21 protein-coding genes are annotated in these 16160 nt (G+C 50.3%); 5 read left to right on the top strand and 16 right to left on the bottom strand.

All coding sequences use genetic code 11. The features are described from left to right. Nucleotides 1-24: 24 nt before the first annotated feature. Nucleotides 25-744, bottom strand: coding sequence for an MBL fold metallo-hydrolase (locus tag VV088_RS02920; protein ID WP_016304739.1), 720 nt, complete (start codon nt 742-744; stop codon nt 25-27). Between the two features lie 370 nt (nt 745-1114). On the opposite strand from VV088_RS02920, the gene VV088_RS02915 reads away from it, so the two are divergent. The 5 genes from VV088_RS02915 to VV088_RS02895 all read left to right on the top strand — a co-directional run bounded on the left by VV088_RS02915 (nt 1115) and on the right by VV088_RS02895 (nt 4952). Then, the gene (locus tag VV088_RS02915) at nt 1115-1528 is read left to right on the top strand and encodes a cysteine-rich VLP domain-containing protein (RefSeq protein WP_016304738.1); all 414 of its coding nucleotides are present in this window, start codon (nt 1115-1117) and stop codon (nt 1526-1528) included. Between the two features lie 111 nt (nt 1529-1639). After that, complete coding sequence (locus VV088_RS02910; RefSeq protein ID WP_160203196.1) at nt 1640-2035, top strand: replication initiator protein A; 396 nt, start codon at nt 1640-1642, stop codon at nt 2033-2035. A gap of 173 nt (nt 2036-2208) precedes the next feature. Beyond that, on the top strand, nt 2209-3150 hold the full coding sequence (mobV, locus tag VV088_RS02905) for a MobV family relaxase (protein WP_334599297.1): 942 nt from the start codon (nt 2209-2211) through the stop codon (nt 3148-3150). A gap of 4 nt (nt 3151-3154) precedes the next feature. Then, nucleotides 3155-3346, top strand: coding sequence for a hypothetical protein (locus VV088_RS02900; RefSeq protein WP_430981912.1), 192 nt, complete (start codon nt 3155-3157; stop codon nt 3344-3346). A 94-nt stretch (nt 3347-3440) separates the two neighbouring features. Next, nucleotides 3441-4952 carry a recombinase family protein gene (locus VV088_RS02895; RefSeq protein WP_160203198.1) on the top strand — a complete coding sequence of 504 codons (1512 nt, stop codon included), beginning with the start codon at nt 3441-3443 and terminating at the stop codon, nt 4950-4952. Here the strand turns inward: VV088_RS02895 and VV088_RS02890 are convergent. The 15 genes from VV088_RS02890 to VV088_RS02820 all read right to left on the bottom strand — a co-directional run bounded on the left by VV088_RS02890 (nt 4936) and on the right by VV088_RS02820 (nt 16159). Next, nucleotides 4936-5364 (bottom strand): SMI1/KNR4 family protein, encoded by a 429-nt coding sequence (locus tag VV088_RS02890; protein ID WP_334599296.1) that lies wholly within the window; start codon nt 5362-5364, stop codon nt 4936-4938. The genes VV088_RS02895 and VV088_RS02890 overlap by 17 nt on opposite strands. A 97-nt stretch (nt 5365-5461) precedes the next feature. Continuing rightward, a complete protein-coding gene (locus VV088_RS02885; protein ID WP_334599295.1) occupies nt 5462-6259 on the bottom strand; it encodes a hypothetical protein in 798 nt (265 codons plus the stop codon). A gap of 43 nt (nt 6260-6302) precedes the next feature. After that, nucleotides 6303-7037, bottom strand: coding sequence for a hypothetical protein (locus VV088_RS02880; RefSeq protein WP_334599294.1), 735 nt, complete (start codon nt 7035-7037; stop codon nt 6303-6305). Between the two features lie 66 nt (nt 7038-7103). Continuing rightward, complete coding sequence (locus tag VV088_RS02875; protein ID WP_334599293.1) at nt 7104-7511, bottom strand: ankyrin repeat domain-containing protein; 408 nt, start codon at nt 7509-7511, stop codon at nt 7104-7106. Between the two features lie 195 nt (nt 7512-7706). Next, a complete protein-coding gene (locus VV088_RS02870; RefSeq protein ID WP_251319624.1) occupies nt 7707-8381 on the bottom strand; it encodes a hypothetical protein in 675 nt (224 codons plus the stop codon). Next, nucleotides 8375-8908, bottom strand: a complete 534-nt coding sequence (locus VV088_RS02865) for a hypothetical protein (RefSeq protein WP_334599292.1) — start codon at nt 8906-8908, stop codon at nt 8375-8377. Before VV088_RS02865 ends, VV088_RS02870 begins: the two co-directional genes overlap by 7 nt. 96 nt (nt 8909-9004) lie before the next feature. Beyond that, nucleotides 9005-9508, bottom strand: coding sequence for a hypothetical protein (locus VV088_RS02860; protein ID WP_023348413.1), 504 nt, complete (start codon nt 9506-9508; stop codon nt 9005-9007). Nucleotides 9509-9621: 113 nt separating this feature from the next. Continuing rightward, a complete protein-coding gene (locus VV088_RS02855) occupies nt 9622-10575 on the bottom strand; it encodes a hypothetical protein (RefSeq protein WP_334599291.1) in 954 nt (317 codons plus the stop codon). A 28-nt stretch (nt 10576-10603) separates the two neighbouring features. Continuing rightward, nucleotides 10604-11689, bottom strand: coding sequence for a hypothetical protein (locus VV088_RS02850; protein WP_334599290.1), 1086 nt, complete (start codon nt 11687-11689; stop codon nt 10604-10606). Between the two features lie 236 nt (nt 11690-11925). Then, entirely contained in the window at nt 11926-12375 is a 450-nt protein-coding gene (locus VV088_RS02845) for a DUF4176 domain-containing protein (RefSeq protein ID WP_334599289.1), read from the bottom strand. Nucleotides 12376-12431: 56 nt separating this feature from the next. Next, entirely contained in the window at nt 12432-13937 is a 1506-nt protein-coding gene (locus VV088_RS02840) for a hypothetical protein (protein ID WP_334599288.1), read from the bottom strand. Between the two features lie 617 nt (nt 13938-14554). Then, nucleotides 14555-15391, bottom strand: a complete 837-nt coding sequence (locus VV088_RS02835; protein ID WP_334599287.1) for a hypothetical protein — start codon at nt 15389-15391, stop codon at nt 14555-14557. 41 nt (nt 15392-15432) lie between these two features. After that, a complete protein-coding gene (locus tag VV088_RS02830) occupies nt 15433-15612 on the bottom strand; it encodes a hypothetical protein (protein WP_334599286.1) in 180 nt (59 codons plus the stop codon). A gap of 207 nt (nt 15613-15819) precedes the next feature. Beyond that, the gene (locus VV088_RS02825) at nt 15820-15942 is read right to left on the bottom strand and encodes a hypothetical protein (RefSeq protein ID WP_334599285.1); all 123 of its coding nucleotides are present in this window, start codon (nt 15940-15942) and stop codon (nt 15820-15822) included. 37 nt (nt 15943-15979) lie between these two features. Beyond that, complete coding sequence (locus VV088_RS02820) at nt 15980-16159, bottom strand: hypothetical protein (RefSeq protein ID WP_334599284.1); 180 nt, start codon at nt 16157-16159, stop codon at nt 15980-15982. Nucleotide 16160 lies beyond the last annotated feature (1 nt).

Below are 16160 nucleotides of genomic sequence, written 5' to 3'. Positions count from 1 at the left end.
CTTGTCTGTTCGATAAATCGGAAGTTAGTGAATCGGTAATAATTCCATATTTTTTGCCCGCTTTAGATTTATTTTAAGGTCGTCATATCCAAACGGCTTGCCATGTCCCGGATATATTAGATTTGGTCTAAGTGCGATGATTGTTTCCCAAGATTTTAGGAAATCCGTTTTATCCTCCGCCCAAATAGTTATTCTGTGTAAACTTGGCAATCCGTTCATAGCAGCGTCGCCGCAGAATAGAGAACCGTCATTAGTTAAAAGAGATATGGAATCGGCGGTGTGACCGGGAGTATCAATGATTTTTCCTTGCAATAAAAGTTCCACTTGCTTACGGTTTTGTTCGGTCACTTGAATACATCTACATGAATATTCTTGCGTTATTGGAGGAAACAAATGCTTGCCCTTGCCAACAAATTTCATTAAGAAACAAAAGAGCAAGGCAATCTTGGTTGTGCAACCGCCATGAAAAGAGTTTTGCCCTTTATATAATCTTTCTAACGCCTTGTCACTCATAACGATTTGAATGTCAGAGCATTCCGAGAGTATTTCATTCAAATAGCCTGCATGGTCATCGTGAGCGTGTGTCAGAAAAATATATCGTATCTGTTGAGGGGCTATTTGCATCTTTGCCAGTTGCTTTTTGAAATGTGCAAATCCTCTTTCATACCCTGTATCAATCAGTACATAGCCGTTGTCAATAGGATATATCCAATTATTTACTATCCTGCTTCCTGCATTGAGCATAGATGTTCTCTCTTTTCATTTATTTTCATCGGCGTCAACTTTCAATTTACTGTTCTGTATTTTCTCATTATACCACAATTCCGAGAGCGTGGAAATAGCGAGTTTTCCGGGCTGATTTCCTACCTCTTGGATATACGGCACAGGCAATCAAAAAAGTATACACTTGAGATAGTTCATCGATGGACAAGCCTCTTGAAAACTAAATGACCGTCTGAAAAGGAATACCCCGGCTGGGGAAGTGTGCTGTGACCCCGCTTCTGGACACCGTGACCAGAGAGGGTGAGCGTACCAACGCCGGAACACGCCGCAGGAATGGGGCAGGAAGCCTTTTCGGGGAAAACGGCAGCAAGAAGAACAACGGAGGGAGTGCATGAAAGAAAGACCCTATCAACATTTGCCACCGCTGGAACACAGGCCGGACAGCTTCCCCTACCGCATGACCCCGGCGCAGAGGAAGCGGGCCAGCAGCCTGATCCGCCGGGAGTGCTGCAACTGTGGTGGTGGAAACTGCTTTGCGCTGGACGATGGCGACACCTGCACCTGTCCGCAGATGATTACATTCTCCGTCTGCTGCAAGTGGTTCCGCTGGGCGGTCTTGCCGCTGGATAGGACGCTGGAAGCGGAGATTTACCGTGACTGTGCTTTGAAACGCTGCTCGGTCTGCGGAAAGCCCTATGTGCCAAAATCCAACCGGGGCAAATACTGCCCGAACTGCGCCGCCAGAGTACACAGGCGGCAGAAAACAGAAAGTGAACGGAAAAGGAGGTCTGCTGTGGACAGTTAAGGCGGGGAAAAGCCTTGATTTGCAAGGCTCCGCAAGCCCAAAACCGGGGCGGGCGGTATGTTTTATCGCCCACCCCGGAAAACGGGCTTCTAACCGTCCACAAAACACGCTATGACAAACACGATTTACATTCACCAGCCGGAGAAAGTCATCAGCTTCACCCGGCTCCCCAATTTCCTTTTTGAAGCCCCATCATTCAAGCCCCTGTCCAACGAAGCGAAGGTGCTGTACGCCTTTATCCTGCGGCGGGCGGAGTTATCCCGGAAAAACGGGTGGGCGGACGAATATGGGCGGATTTACCTGTATTACCCCATCTGCGAGGTGGTCGCCCTGCTCCACTGTGGGCGGCAGAAGGCGGTGAATACCCTGCGGGAGTTGCAGTATGCGGGGCTGGTGGAAATACAGAAACAGGGCTGTGGAAAACCCAACCGCATTTACCCAAAATCCTATGAAGCGGTTCCAAACACCGACTTCAAGAAGTCCGGCTGCGGTACGCCGGAGGGCTGAAAACCGTACCCTACAAGTACGAAAATCAATCCTCTTGGAGTACGGAAACCGGACGGTATATAGAAATACAGAGATTAAAACCATTTATTTATATCTATTCCATTCCAATCCTATCAGAGATATTTTCGGTGGGGAAACCCGCCGGAAAGGAATGGAATGGGGAAAGGAGTTCAATGGCACAACACGCAATTTTGCGTTTTGAGAAGCACAAGGGACACCCGGCGGGGCCACTGGAAGCCCACCACGAACGGAAAAAGGAGCAGTACGCCAGCAACCCGGACATTGACACCAGCCGGAGCAGGTACAATTTCCATATCGTCAAGCCGGAGGGGCGCTACTACCATTTCATTCAGAGCCGCATTGAACAGTCTGGGTGCAGAACGAGGAAAGACAGTACACGCTTTGTCGATACACTGATAACCGCCAGCCCGGAGTTTTTCAAGAAGAAATCCCCGGAGGAAATACAGGCGTTTTTCAAAAGAGCGGCGGACTTCCTCATTGACCGGGTAGGCCGGGAAAATATCGTGTCGGCGGTAGTACACATGGACGAGAAAACGCCCCACCTGCATTTGACCTTTGTTCCGCTGACGAAAGACAACCGCCTGTGCGCCAAAGAAATCATAGGCAACCGGGCCAATCTGACGAAATGGCAGGATGATTTTCACGCCTATATGGTGGAGAAGTACCCCAGCTTGGAGCGTGGGGAGAGCGCAAGCAAAACGGGAAGAAAGCATATCCCCACCCGGCTTTTCAAACAGGCGGTTTCCCTCTCCAAACAGGCGAGGGCGATTGAAGCCACGCTGGACGGTATCAATCCAATTAACGCCGGAAAGAAGAAAGAGGAAGCCCTCTCTATGCTCAAAAAGTGGTTTCCGCAGATGGAGAACTTCTCCGGGCAGTTGAAGAAATACAAGGTCACGATAAATGACCTCTTGGCAGAAAATGAAAAACTGGAGGCAAGGGCAAAGGCCAGCGAAAAGGACAAGATGAAAGGCGTTATGGAACGGGCAAAGCTGGAAAGCGAGTTACACAACATTCAACGGCTGGTTGACCGTATCCCGCCGGAAGTGCTGGCAGAGTTGAAGCGGCAACCGATCTATGGAAAGGAAAGGTGATTTTATAACGAATATCAGATACAAAAAGGAAACAGAAATCGTGACTTTTCAAGGAAAGGAAATCACGCTGGAAAATCTCTCCCCGGTATTTACACCGGAGCAGGAAGCGGCCAAACGCCGGGAACTGGAACAGCAGCTTTATGAGGTGTTCCGCAAGTACGCCGACAAGCGGCAGAAAGAGGAAGCCGGGGCGTAAGTTTTTCCAGCCACATCATTGATTTACGGGGCTGTTGGCGGTATAATAAGACTGTCAGCAGCTCCGTTTCTTTTTTAAGAAAAGGAGCGACAATATGAATAATCGGATAGACGCAATCTATGCAAGACAATCGGTAGACAAAAAGGACAGCATTTCCATTGAAAGCCAGATTGAGTTTTGCAAATACGAATTGAAAGGCGGTAGTTGCAGGGAATACACAGATAAAGGATACAGCGGCAAAAACACAGACCGCCCGAAATTTCAAGAGTTGGTGCGGGATATTAAAAAGGGCCTGATAGCAAAAGTCATTGTCTACAAACTTGACCGTATCAGCCGTTCCATTCTGGATTTCGCAACCATGATGGAGCTGTTCCAGCAGTACAATGTGGAGTTTGTTTCTTCCACGGAAAAGTTTGATACTTCAACCCCGATGGGCCGGGCCATGCTGAATATTTGTATCGTGTTCGCACAGTTGGAACGGGAAACGATACAAAAGCGGGTGACGGACGCTTACTATTCCCGCAGTCAGCGGGGCTTCAAGATGGGCGGGAAAGCCCCCTACGGCTTCCATACGGAGCCTATCAAGATGGACGGTATCAATACAAAGCGGCTGGTAGTGAAGCCGGAGGAAGCGGCAAATATCCGGCTGATGTTTGAAATGTACGCCGAGCCGACAACTTCCTATGGGGACATTACCCGGCACTTTGCGGAACAGGGCATTTTATTTAATGGCCGGGAACTGATACGCCCCACGCTGGCGCAGATGTTACGCAACCCCGTCTATGTGCAGGCGGACTTGGATGTGTACGAGTTTTTCAAGAGCCAGGGGACGGTGCTTGTCAATGACGTCGCCGACTTCACGGGCATGAACGGGTGTTATCTCTATCAAGGCCGGGATGTGAAGCCGGGCAAGGCCCAAAGCCTGAAAGACCAAATGCTGGTGCTTGCGCCCCATGAGGGGATTGTCCCCTCGGATATATGGCTGACCTGCCGCAAGAAGCTGATGAACAACATGAAAATCCAGTCCGCCCGGAAAGCCACCCATACATGGCTGGCGGGGAAAATCAAGTGCGGGAACTGCGGGTACGCCCTTATGAGTATCTTCAATCCCTCCGGCAGACAGTACCTCCGCTGTACGAAACGGCTGGACAACAAAAGCTGTCCCGGCTGTGGGAAAATCATCACGGCGGAACTGGAAGCGGTGGTGTATCGGCAGATGGTGAAAAAGCTGGACAGCTACAAGACACTGACGGGCAGGAAGAAAGCGGCAAAGGCCAATCCCAAAATCACCGCCCTGCAAGTGGAACTTGCCCATGTGGATAGCGAGATTGAAAAGTTGCTGGACAGTCTGACAGGCGCAAATAATGTGCTGCTCTCCTATGTGAATGTGAAGATAGCCGAACTGGACGGACGCAAGCAGGAACTTCTGGCGAAGATGGCGGAGTTGACCGTGGAAGCCATCAGCCCGGAACAGGTCAGCCAGATTTCCGGCTACCTCGACACTTGGAAGAACGTATCCTTTGACGACAAGCGGCGGGTGGTGGATTTGATGATTACCACCATTGCCGCCACAAGCGACAGCTTAAACATCACATGGAAAATCTGACGGGCATATCAGCGCCCGTCAGACCGTTACCTTGTGTAGTCCCTTGTAAACTGTACTTTGATATCAGAAAGACCTGTTCATCTTCACTGCAATAATAGCACCCCTCGCTTTGATCTGCGGCAAATGGTATCATGCCACAAGAGATATACCCATCTCTCTTATCTCTCTCCAGCAGTGTTTCCAACAGGGGCATATATTGGGGGTACTTATATTTGATAGGGTATATTACATCTATTTCATATATTTCCGCACCCTTAACATATCCACAAAGACTAATATCCGCACAATTATATTGAATATAGTAATCCTTCAGTGCTTGAGGGAATTTAACTCCAAACCGTTCTTCAATAGCCGAAATATCGCTTTCTGACACAGAATAACCGGCATTTTTTGATACTACAAATGGATACATAGATGTTCCTCCCCATATCCAAATCTGCTTTCCAACACATCAGTCCTCTATCTGAACTGCCCACCATAGCCCGCACTGCCCCGTCTGCGCTGTTGGCTCACTCGCCAGCACTTTCGGCAAGTGGGATCTCATAAACCTTTTTCTCTAAATACTCCCAGTTTTTGTTCCCAACTGATTCATAGGATGTCCAGGCTACCCTGATCTGATTTTCTGAGAGATAAAACTTGGCACGATCCTCTACGCCGCTGCCATCCATATTGGGTTCGTCCACATAGTCAAAAGTGTAAACGGTATACGGCTCTGCCCAGTCCCCGGTGTCCCGGTAGTAGAGTTCCGCGCTTTTGGCAGGCGTTTTCAGCAGGCCAAACAGTTTTTCGCTCTCTGGCTCACCCGGCTTGTAAAAATAGCACCGCGTTTCTTTTGAAGTGATGTAACATTCATTTTCCCCCACTTCAGCCTGGAACAGAATATCTCCGGTTTCCATATCCAGCAGCAACAACGTACTCTCCTCCAGACAGCCATTGAGGTATCCAGAGTGATGGGGTGTGTTCCACAGCTCACAGCTCACCCAAACGGTATTTTCCTGATTACCCGCCTCACCGCGGACCACGCTATGGCCCAGCTCCGGGTACTCATACAACACTTCGCCGTTTTCATCCAGAACCCATAAATCATAGGAGCGGTTTTTCTCAAAATTCTCTGATTTCCCACTCGTCAACTGATAGGGCGCACCTTCCACCGGCACAACGTCTTCCCAGTCACACGGCCCGCGGGACAGGCCGGATGGGTAGATGATCTCGTAAGATGTGCCCGACTCCGGATTGCAGCCGGTCAGCAGGGCCGGGAGCAGCCCCAGAAATAAAAACAGCGGTATCCATTTGCGAAATTTCTTCATAACCGATCTCCCCTATCGAAAGAAATGCTCCCATGTTTTTGGCTCACTCGCCACGGGTGGGGAAGTCGTGTTCTGAAATGACCTCGCCGCTGTCAGCATCTTTCACGGTCACATGGACGGCCCATTCATCACCGGAAACCCCGCATAATACTTGATACCGCCCCAGCATAACCGCCGGTGCAACCGTGACCACAGCAGAGTACCATATTTCCACAGAGTGATAAGTCTCGGCGTCCACCGAAACTGTAAGCCCCCAAGGGACTCCGTTTTCATCCAAATCTGTATAATCCGCCGCCATTACAAATTCCTGCGAAATTTCAGCGGTAACAGGGTCACGCAAACAGCCCAGCCAATAATACGCCGCTTTCAGCTTTGGGTACTGTTCCGTTGTGAGATAGTAGCTGAAAGTGCCATCCTCATTTGCCAGCAGCGCATTGTAAACCGCCTGATTGGCCACTGTTGGACGCTGCTTCTTATCTTCCGCTTCCAGTTCCTCGGCGGTCTTTCCTCCCAATAGTGTCTTAGGCATAGTAATGACGATTTGACCGTCCTCATTTACCGGGGGCGTGTATGTATTTGTCGGCCCGTCCGCGCTGGACGCATCTTCCTGCGGCTTGCCCCCACAGCCTGCCAGTGAACTGAGCAGGAGCAAAAGCGACAGGGCAAGCGCGGCTCCCTTTTGTAATTGTCTTCTCTGTTTTACCATACCTGCGAACCTCTCTTTGCCTCTTTCATCCGTTGAGTGTTCATTTTCGTTTGGAGTGCGTGAATAGAACAACTGCTCATCCAGCGGTTTTATATGCTGTTTCCGTTGGCGGCTGGGGAATTATTGCAATTCTAATTATTATGGGGCCAATAATTGTATAATTTCAGATACCCCGGTTTCGATTGCGAGTTGTCTGATTGAAATATCATTCACTACATCGTCAGGATTTGCCCCATGTTTCAAAAGAGATTTTATAACTTTTATACTTCTGTCCAATGGATACGCTTTACACCGAACAACTGCCATTCGTAGAGGTGTGCCACCTGTAGATGTTCTCGCATCAATAGTAGCACCTTTTGAGATTAAGGCATCAATTACTTCAAATAACTCCATTTGTGCCGCAAAATGAAGATAAGTATATTTTCGCTTATCCGTCTGGTTTATGTCATCACAAATTTCAATTAAACTTAAAGCTGTTGTAATATCTTCGCTTACAATAGCATAAGCCAATTCTGTCCTACCAAAGAATTTATCAATTATTTTCATAGGCACTCCCGCTTTTATCTAATACTGTATTACTTTATAATACGTATCTTCGGAAATCATCAGCGACCCACTTCGGGACATTTTGAACTGCTTCCCGTCAAGTAGATAGAGAAATAAAACGGCAATTTGTTAAAACTGCCAAAGCCCTTTTACAAGGACTTTATGTTGTAGCGCCGCCTCGTCTGCGCTTTTGGCTCACTCGCCACGGGTGGGGAAGTCGTGTTCTGAAATCACCTCGCCGCTATCTGCGTCTTTCACGGTCACATGAGCGGCCCATTCATCACCGGGGACGCCGCAGAGAATTTGATACATTCCGATGTAGATAGACGGACCTACCGTTACATAGAGAGAATTTACCAGTTCCGAACTTTCGTACAGTTTTTTATCAACGGATACGGCCAGCGCCCATGGTATTCCATCCTTGTCGATGTCTGTATATTCTGTAGCTTTAACAAACTCCGCTGGGAAAGTATTTGTTGCGGCATCAATCAGTTTCCCCGACATATAGGATGTCTCTTTTATCCGCTGGAATTGTTCAGGCGTGAGTATGTAATTAAAGCTCCCGTCCTCGTTTGCGGTGATATTCGTCCAATAGAGCTTTGATATTTCTTCCTCGCTCATTCCGGCAATCAGTGCTTGATGTTGTGACTCTAATTCTTCTGCGGTGTTTCCACCAGTAAGCGTAATGGGCATTGTAACAACAATATACCCATCCCCATTTACCGGGGGCGTGTATGTATTTGTCGGCCCATCCGCGCTGGACGCATCCTCCTGCGGCTTCCCCCCACAGCCTGCCAGCGAACCGAGCAGGAGCAAAAGTGACAGGGCAAGTGCGGCCCCCTTTTGTAATTGCCTTTTCTGTTTTACCATACCTGCGAACCTCTCTTTGATTTTTTTGTGAATATCAAGACACACCACCCTAACCCATACAGCAGAACATAGGCCCCTGCCAGCGCAAGGACAGTGATATACTTTTGCCGAAGCCCTTCGGTGTAGCTCCCGGCGCTCTGCTCCGGCTCCACGGTAATGTAAGTTCCGTCTGCCGGGATACGCAGCACTCGGCGCTCCACGGTTTCTCCAGCCTCCACGACCCGCTGGCCGTGATCCTTAGAAAATGCCTCACTGCTCCATTTGTAGCCGCTGCCGTCCGTGGCCCGGTAGTAGACCATGTAGACGGTCTTGGTGGGGTTCATGCGGCGGTCACGGCTGCTGGCCCCGGTGTTCTGTACCTGAACCGGCAGAACGTCATAGGGCTGGAAGGTGAGGACGCCTATATCTTCGTAGTCCTCCGCCGGGCGGATGTCCGACAGGGCCTGCATGGCAACATACAGGGATGCCGCCGAGAGGATCAGCAGCAAGATCCCGGCTACGGGGATGATGGTTTTCAGTCTGCGCATAAGTACCTCCGAGCAGTATTGGGAACCATCCAATGGTTTTTTATACGCCGTTCCTGTTGGCAGGTGGTGATAGCGTAAATTCAATGTATCTTTAATCTATTCTTCCGTAAAAAGATATGGAACTCCTGTCCAAGTCAATTCTGGCATTTTATCTACCATGTTAAAATAGATATAAATTGTTTGTTCATCCCCCCAATATCCTGACTCCGGCAAACAGGTACATACCGTCATTTCATAATATCCATCGGGAAGTGCTATAATTTGATCTTGCGGAAAATCAGTGTTCCATTTTGACAACCAGAACAAATCGCAAAATTGTATAGACCCGCCTTGAACATCCAGTGCCAAACGGATTGAAACGGGGAACTTCTCCAATGTATCAATTGATGGATAACCCTTAAAAAAGTGAATATCAAAGCTACCACTTGACCCAGTACAAAAGGCTGTAATATCGCCCTTTTTGATATGATTTGCAATTTGCTGGGGAGATGTAAATTCAGACGTTAAAAAATCAGTATCTGGAATTACATCTTTCATCGTTTCTGCTGAAAAAAACACAATTCCCATTCCATCAATGTCCAAGTGTACTTTGTTGTTCATGTAGACATCTCCTCCTTGTTTAACTTTCTATTTCCACCTTGTCCCAAAGGGCCGAACAATCCCAAACAAAACTGTTCGCCATAGCCTGCGCCGCCCCATGCGATAAATTTTCACTACTCAGAAAACTCCGCCCATTGAACGGTAGGGGACAGCTGCCCTGTCTTTGCGAAGTAGATAGCGCACTCTGCGGCCAGAGCCAGATCATCCAGAGCAAAGCGTTTAGGTACAGGGGTCTGTCCGCCAATCTCCACAGGGGCATCCTCCTCCACGCTCTGATACTTCTCGTTAATTGGCTGGAAGTAGACAGGATCACCATTTTCATCCCAGATATTGAACGTGGGTGCGGCCCAGCCCTCCTCAATATCCATGGTGAAAAAGTCTTCCTCACCGTTTTCATTCAGGGAAAGGAGAAGCGAGTCGATCTTCCCGCCCCGGATTAGCTTGGATAGCTCGTCCAAGACCTCCTGTGTAATCTCGCTGCTGACAAAGCTCTTCCGGCCATACTCCAGAAAACGGATGGCAAAAACGCCAGATGCAGGTACAGGGATTTCCTGCGCAGGCACAACTTTATACTGCGGGAAGCTGTCATCCCGATAAGTGGGTTCGTCTGTGTATATCTTGCAGGACAGAGTATCCAGCACCTCGGTGTGGATCAGCTTCTTTCGGGCAGGGAGCGCGAGATCCTTCAGCTGGGTCAGGCCGGAGAGCAGGGAGCAGTCGGTAAAGCTGGTGAACCGCAAACTCAGTCGATACAGATTTTTCAGCTTGGGGAGGAAGGAAAAATCATCTATGACGCCGGGCGGAGTGCGCTTGGGGAACTCCAGCACCTGGAGATTCGTCATTTCTTCCAGCATGGCCCAGTCTCCGGTTCTGGACTGCAAGAAGTCCTGAATAGGAGCCAGCTTTTGCTTGGTGTACTCGCTGTGCGGGACAGGAAAATCCTTATCCGCCAGACGCTTGATCCGCCTTAATTGGCCGATGTCCGTGAGCTTCTTTGGCGTCATGGCAAGGTCGATCCAGCACAACAGATAAGGGCTGGTACGCTGAACCATTTCTTCAAATGTCATACGATCACCTCATTCATTATTCCGGCGCTCAGGCCGTCTTCTCCTGGAACGTCCACTGGGTATAGGATGCGGCATTGCAGTTGGTCAAGTCCGCCATCTTCAGCTCTGGGAGGTAGAAGCCGATGTAGAGGGTGCTGTTGCCGCCCTCCTGGACATCCTCCGGGGAGGAGACCAGCCGCTGGTTGTGGAGGATCACCGCATAGAATGTATCCAGGCACACCTGATACCGCTCCCGGTTGTCCTCCAGTTCTCCCGTGGCGTAGAGGTAGTCCGATGGACGGCTGCCGCCGGGGATGTAGCCGTTCATGTTGGCGGCCAGCACCCGCTCCAGCTCCTCCATGGTCAAGCCGTACTCGGTCATGGAGGCCACCTTGTCCATCGCGGCCTGTCCGTAGTACACTTCGTAGACGCCCTCGTAATACGGCTTTTCGTGATCCTCCGCTGAACTGTACCAGCGGAAGTCCCCGCTGTCCTGGAGGCAGAGCTGGGAGCCGTCGCCGCAGAGGAAGGTGTTCCCGCTGATCTCGTCTCTGGTTCCGATCTCAAAGGTCAGGCTCTCACACAGCTGGTTCAGAACCATCCAAACGACAGTAGGTTCCTGCTGGTCTTTATAAGCTTGGGCGTCAAAGGTCAAAACAAGATTCTTCTGCGGGGCAATGACGATCTTCGTGCAGTAGAGAACGGACTCATAGATGCCGGTGAGATCCGCCGTCAGGCATTCCACACCATCTCCGGACTGCCAGGCGGTCAGATTCTCCGGAGCAGAAAGGGTATCGAACTGACCTTCGTAATAGGCCACCAGCTCCTCAAGAAGCGCCTGGGGCTCATAGGAACCCAGGGGCGATACACCGTTGAGTCCGTAGACCTCATTTTTATCGGTGTAGAACATATCCATCCCATTCGCCTGTGTCCAGTCCGCCGAAACCTCAAAAGTCACTCCCTGGGTAGAGTGGATGACGGTGCTGCCTGTGGTGTCCTGTTCTAAGCCAGGACCTGCGGATGTGACAGGCGGCGTGGGATCGTCTGGTGGAGAGGTCTGATTGCTACAAGCTGTAAGAGACATAAACAGCGAAAGCCCCAGCGCAACAGCAAGTAATCTTTTATTCATGCTCATAGTAAATTCCCCCAAAGAAAGACAATACTTGCAGAATTACCTGCATTTATTTTTCATCAGGCCGATAAAAGCAAATTTGTTATCTCAGTCCGCAATAACTTTGCCTGTCTCGTCTGTCTTGTAAATGGATAGTGCTTCTAATCGGCCCGGAGGATTATCGTCTTTATTTTACTGATCTCCAATGCGTTTATGGATCAAGTCGCCTCACATACTCAGCCTGTTATCCAATTTTGCTTTTAGTTTTCCTTAGAAACAATTACTCCGTCCCGAATTTCCAGCTCACCCAGCTGCTCCAATTCATGCCGGTAATCTAATTCATCCTGGTCCTCATAGCCACGAAAATACACTGTTTCGATAGCGTCTCGGTTAAAGAAAAACATAGATTTCGGATCAACAATTCCTTCTGGATAGTAACAGGCGGAGTAATCATAAATGATATCTGAACCAGCCTGTGCCTGAATACGCCCGCAAATCATAATCCGTTTGTTTCCGCCTTCCAGAAGAACGACTGATCCAATCGGCAAAAATTCGTCTTCATTGTATTCAACAGAGGTATCAGATACCTCGCCTTTTGCTCCGCTTTCCGGATTACCATTCGATGGAGACTCCTGATTGCTACAGGCCGCAAGAGACATAAACAGCGAAAACATCAGCGCAACAGCAAGCAATCTTTTATTCATACTCATAGCAAATTCCCCCTAAATAAAGACAATACTTGATATTTATTTGTTTGGGCGCTTTATCACGCCCGGATATTCATCCCGCCGCCAATGGAGGTAAGGAAGTCCTGCCAACTGTTTACATACTTCTGATAGGTAGAACACTGGGACCTCGGGGTTTGGCCCGCCTGAATCAGCAGGTTATGGATTTGAGTGTCCAAACGCGAGGGTTTCCGCTCCTCCGGGGCCTTGTAGAACTCCTGCAAATAGTGTTTCATGCTGACGCCCCAGCGGGCGGCCTTTGGGGCCCTGGCGGCAGCCTGGGCGGTCAGCTTCTCCCCGGCGGAGGCCCCGGCCTGGATGGCCTTGGCGGCGTCTCCGCCGTTCTGCCGGTAGGCGCTCATGACGGCATCGTAAATCTCCCGGAACACTGTGCTGTCCACCGGGGCATAGGTTCCCTTTGGCTCACTGGTGGCACGGCTGCTCTCTCGTGTGGAAAGGGCCTGATCCAGTGCGGCAAGGGCCTTCTCATGTCCCTGGGTGCGGCTGCTCCGGAGCAGGGCGGCCATGCTGTCGCTCACCAGCCCCTTGGAGATCATAGTCTCCGCCTTCATGTCCGCCATGGCAAGGTTAAGGCCCAGCGTCACCTCGTTCCGTCCGCAGGAGGATGCGCCGTCAATCTCTGCCCGGTAATCCTGGGCGATCTGCCCGGCGGCAGTGAGGTCCTGCACCGAGTACCGGGCTGTACTCTCGCCAGCCTTGCCCGCCGCCCGGAGCTGAGAGGCGATATAGGCGTCGTGGTTCTTCAGCCATACGCTGTCCGGACCGGTCTGCTCCACGGCCTCATTCACCTGCTTCAGCGCGTCCCGGTAGGCGTTCTCTTTCTCTGTGAGGATGGAGGAGAAGCTGTCCCGGACTGCCTGGGCATCGCTGTCGGAGATACCCAGATTGTCCTGCAATAGCCGGGTATAGCCGTCGATCATCCCGGACTTCCCGGTCTGATAGACCTCCTCCAGCTTGGCACGCTGGGCGGTCAGCTCCTCGCCGCTGTAATTGCGCTCCAGCTTATCCAGTGCCGCCACATAGCGGGAAGCCATATAGTTCAGCCCATCCTCCAGCTCCTCCGGGGAGGTGGCCTGGAATGACTTCAACTCATGGGCCAGGCCGTTCCAGTCCACAGCGCCGTCCAACCCGTTCTGCCGCAGGGTATCTATGTAGGCGGAGATCACCTCGTCCTTGGTGGGGCCGCCTTGAATCCCCAAGTCCCACCGGGCCTGCATCCGCCAATTTTCCAGGAACTCCTTTGATTTTTCCGGGTCATCCAGGTCTTTCAGATGGAAGGTTTGCGTTTCCTTTCGCCACAGGCTCTCCGCCGCGTCTCGGATGGAGAAGTCCTCCCGGTAGCCTTGCCGGGCGGCTTCATCAATGCTTTTCAGAGTCCCGATACCGCTGATGTCCGTACCAGGGGCCACACTCTTGCCAGCGGAGCGCACTGCGGCGCTGGGGTCACAGCGGAAGCCCGCCTGGGGCGCGCCGGTGGTAACTTGGTTGGCAATGTTGGGGATGTTTCCTAAACTTGAGATGTTCATGGTGGTTCCTCCTAAAAATAAATTCATAGAGATTGCAGAATTGCCTGAATTTATTTTTCATCAGGTCGATAAACTGGAACATATAGAGCTATATCCTTTGCACTTTCAGAAAACCTCGGTGTGCTTAAACTCGTTTTATTTTGAAGCGGTTCTTCTGATTGCCTTTATCCCGACAGCAATGAAGAAGCCAATTATAATTCCGAGAAAGTTACAAATCCAGTCATCAATATCGAAAACTTTGTCATTCAGACTAATCGGGAAACAAAAATATAACTATCGTACTAATCACTTGAAGTATGGCAATGAACATAAGCAGATACTTTATTCCATGCTTAAACTTTGAAGAAGGCAGCAACATCCAACCAGACATTAAAATACACACGATGGAAACAACAGCACAAATTCCAAATGCAATGTATGTATTAACTTGAGCGATTTTATCCAATAGTCCAGTTAAATACAATATTATATGAGCCGCTTGCAGCGACCCTATCACAATATATATTCTTTTACTATTTTCAGATTTGAAGGAATTGCGTCTTAACAAAACAAGTAATCCGATTATCGTTAAAACAAGTAAAATTCCAATTCCTGCATGGACAGTAAAATTCATAATCTCACACCGATTCCTCCTCGTTGATACTCTGCCGAAGCATATTCCTGATGTCCTCATAGATGTCCTGGAACATGGCGGTCCGCTCCACAGTGCTGTCCTGTTCGTCAAAGCGGAGCTGGTGGTAGGGCTGATCCGCCTGTCCCCGCCGCTTTAGCTCGGCCACGATACGGGAGGCCCCCTCCCGGCACATGGAGGTTGCCTTACTGGCAGAGGCCAGGGCGCGGTCGATCTCCCCATAGATATCCTTGGCGGAAGCGTCGATGCTCCACCGGAGGTCGTGGCCGTCATCCTGATCTCCTGCGACCATCTGCCATGCTTTCCCTGTCAGATCCGGACCCTCGCTTCCCGCGCGGTTCAGCTCCTTCGCGCCCTCCTGCAAGAACTGCTCCCGCGCCGCCCTGGTCCGCTCCAGCAGCATGGAGACATCCTCCATCTTCATCTGCTGGGGCAGCGCCGCCTTGCCGTCCAGCATATCCTGGTACTCCTGGATGGTCTGGTCAAAGGCGGTAAGTTGGTCCCGGTACTCCATCAAAGCCGCCTCGTTCTGATGGCTCAGGTTGGCGGCGACCTTGTACTGGTTCAAGTAGACCTCCAGCAGCTCCTTGGGCATCTCGCTGAGGGCGGAGTCCGCCTTGCTGCCTACGGCCTCCGCCGACAGCTCCAGAGTGTCGAACCGCTTCCGCAAGTCCTGCCCCTGCTCCTGGGCCGTCAGGAAGTTCTGGGACAGCCGGTGGAGCGTGTCGCTGATCGGTGGCTGGCCGAGCTTTTGGCCCAGCGGCCGGCCCTGCTGAAAGATGCTGTTCTGCTGAAAGAGGTTGGATAAATTCGATACGTTCATGATGGTTCCTCCATTAAAATGGGTTTGCAGATAAACCGGACTTACAATATACCAGTAAATGAAATAATTGCACAGGCACAAGCAAAAATGCCCATACACAAAGAGGCTATGGCCCCTCTCTTTTTCTGCTGCTTATAGTATTCCTTTGCGGCCCATAGTTCTTTAATGCCCGCAACCAATGCTAAAAGTTGAAGTAATGTAATCATCTTGGATGTGTTCATTCAGTTTCCTCCCGCTAAATCCTGATTCGTGCGTCACACAACGTTTCGCTTTATGCTGTCATATACCACGGAGAACGGAAGCCGCCCCGAGAAAAGTCTAAAATTATATACTGTGCTGTCTTCACCAGCAAAACTGGCGATATAATCCCCATACGCCGTTGAAAACTCGACGTTCTCAAATTCCAGGCCCATTTCCTCATAATTCTCTTAAACATATTCTGCTGCGACATACCTTCCTATGCCCTTGGGGATAACCTCAGTTCCCCACAGGATGGCGATTGCAAGAACTGCCGCGACAAGGATTCCTAAGACCTTTTTCGCTTTTTTCAAAAGGAACACCTCCCGGTTTCGCGTTCTGCTCGACGGGCTACTCTTTCACAAAGAAAATGCCTGCAATGCTGACGATGATCCCCAGGACAAATAGGCCCAGCGCCAACCCCTCCGGGCCGCTCGATGTCGGTCTACTGGTAATGCAAATCCCCATAACGAACAGGCTGGCTAAAATAAGTATAATACCTATCAATGTTACTCTTAAAGCGTTGCTCATG

Origin of the sequence: Lawsonibacter sp. JLR.KK007, from assembly GCF_036941135.1 — a bacterium.
In the GTDB taxonomy this organism is placed as follows: domain Bacteria; phylum Bacillota; class Clostridia; order Oscillospirales; family Oscillospiraceae; genus Lawsonibacter.
This window is presented reverse-complemented; position numbering and strand designations above follow the sequence as displayed.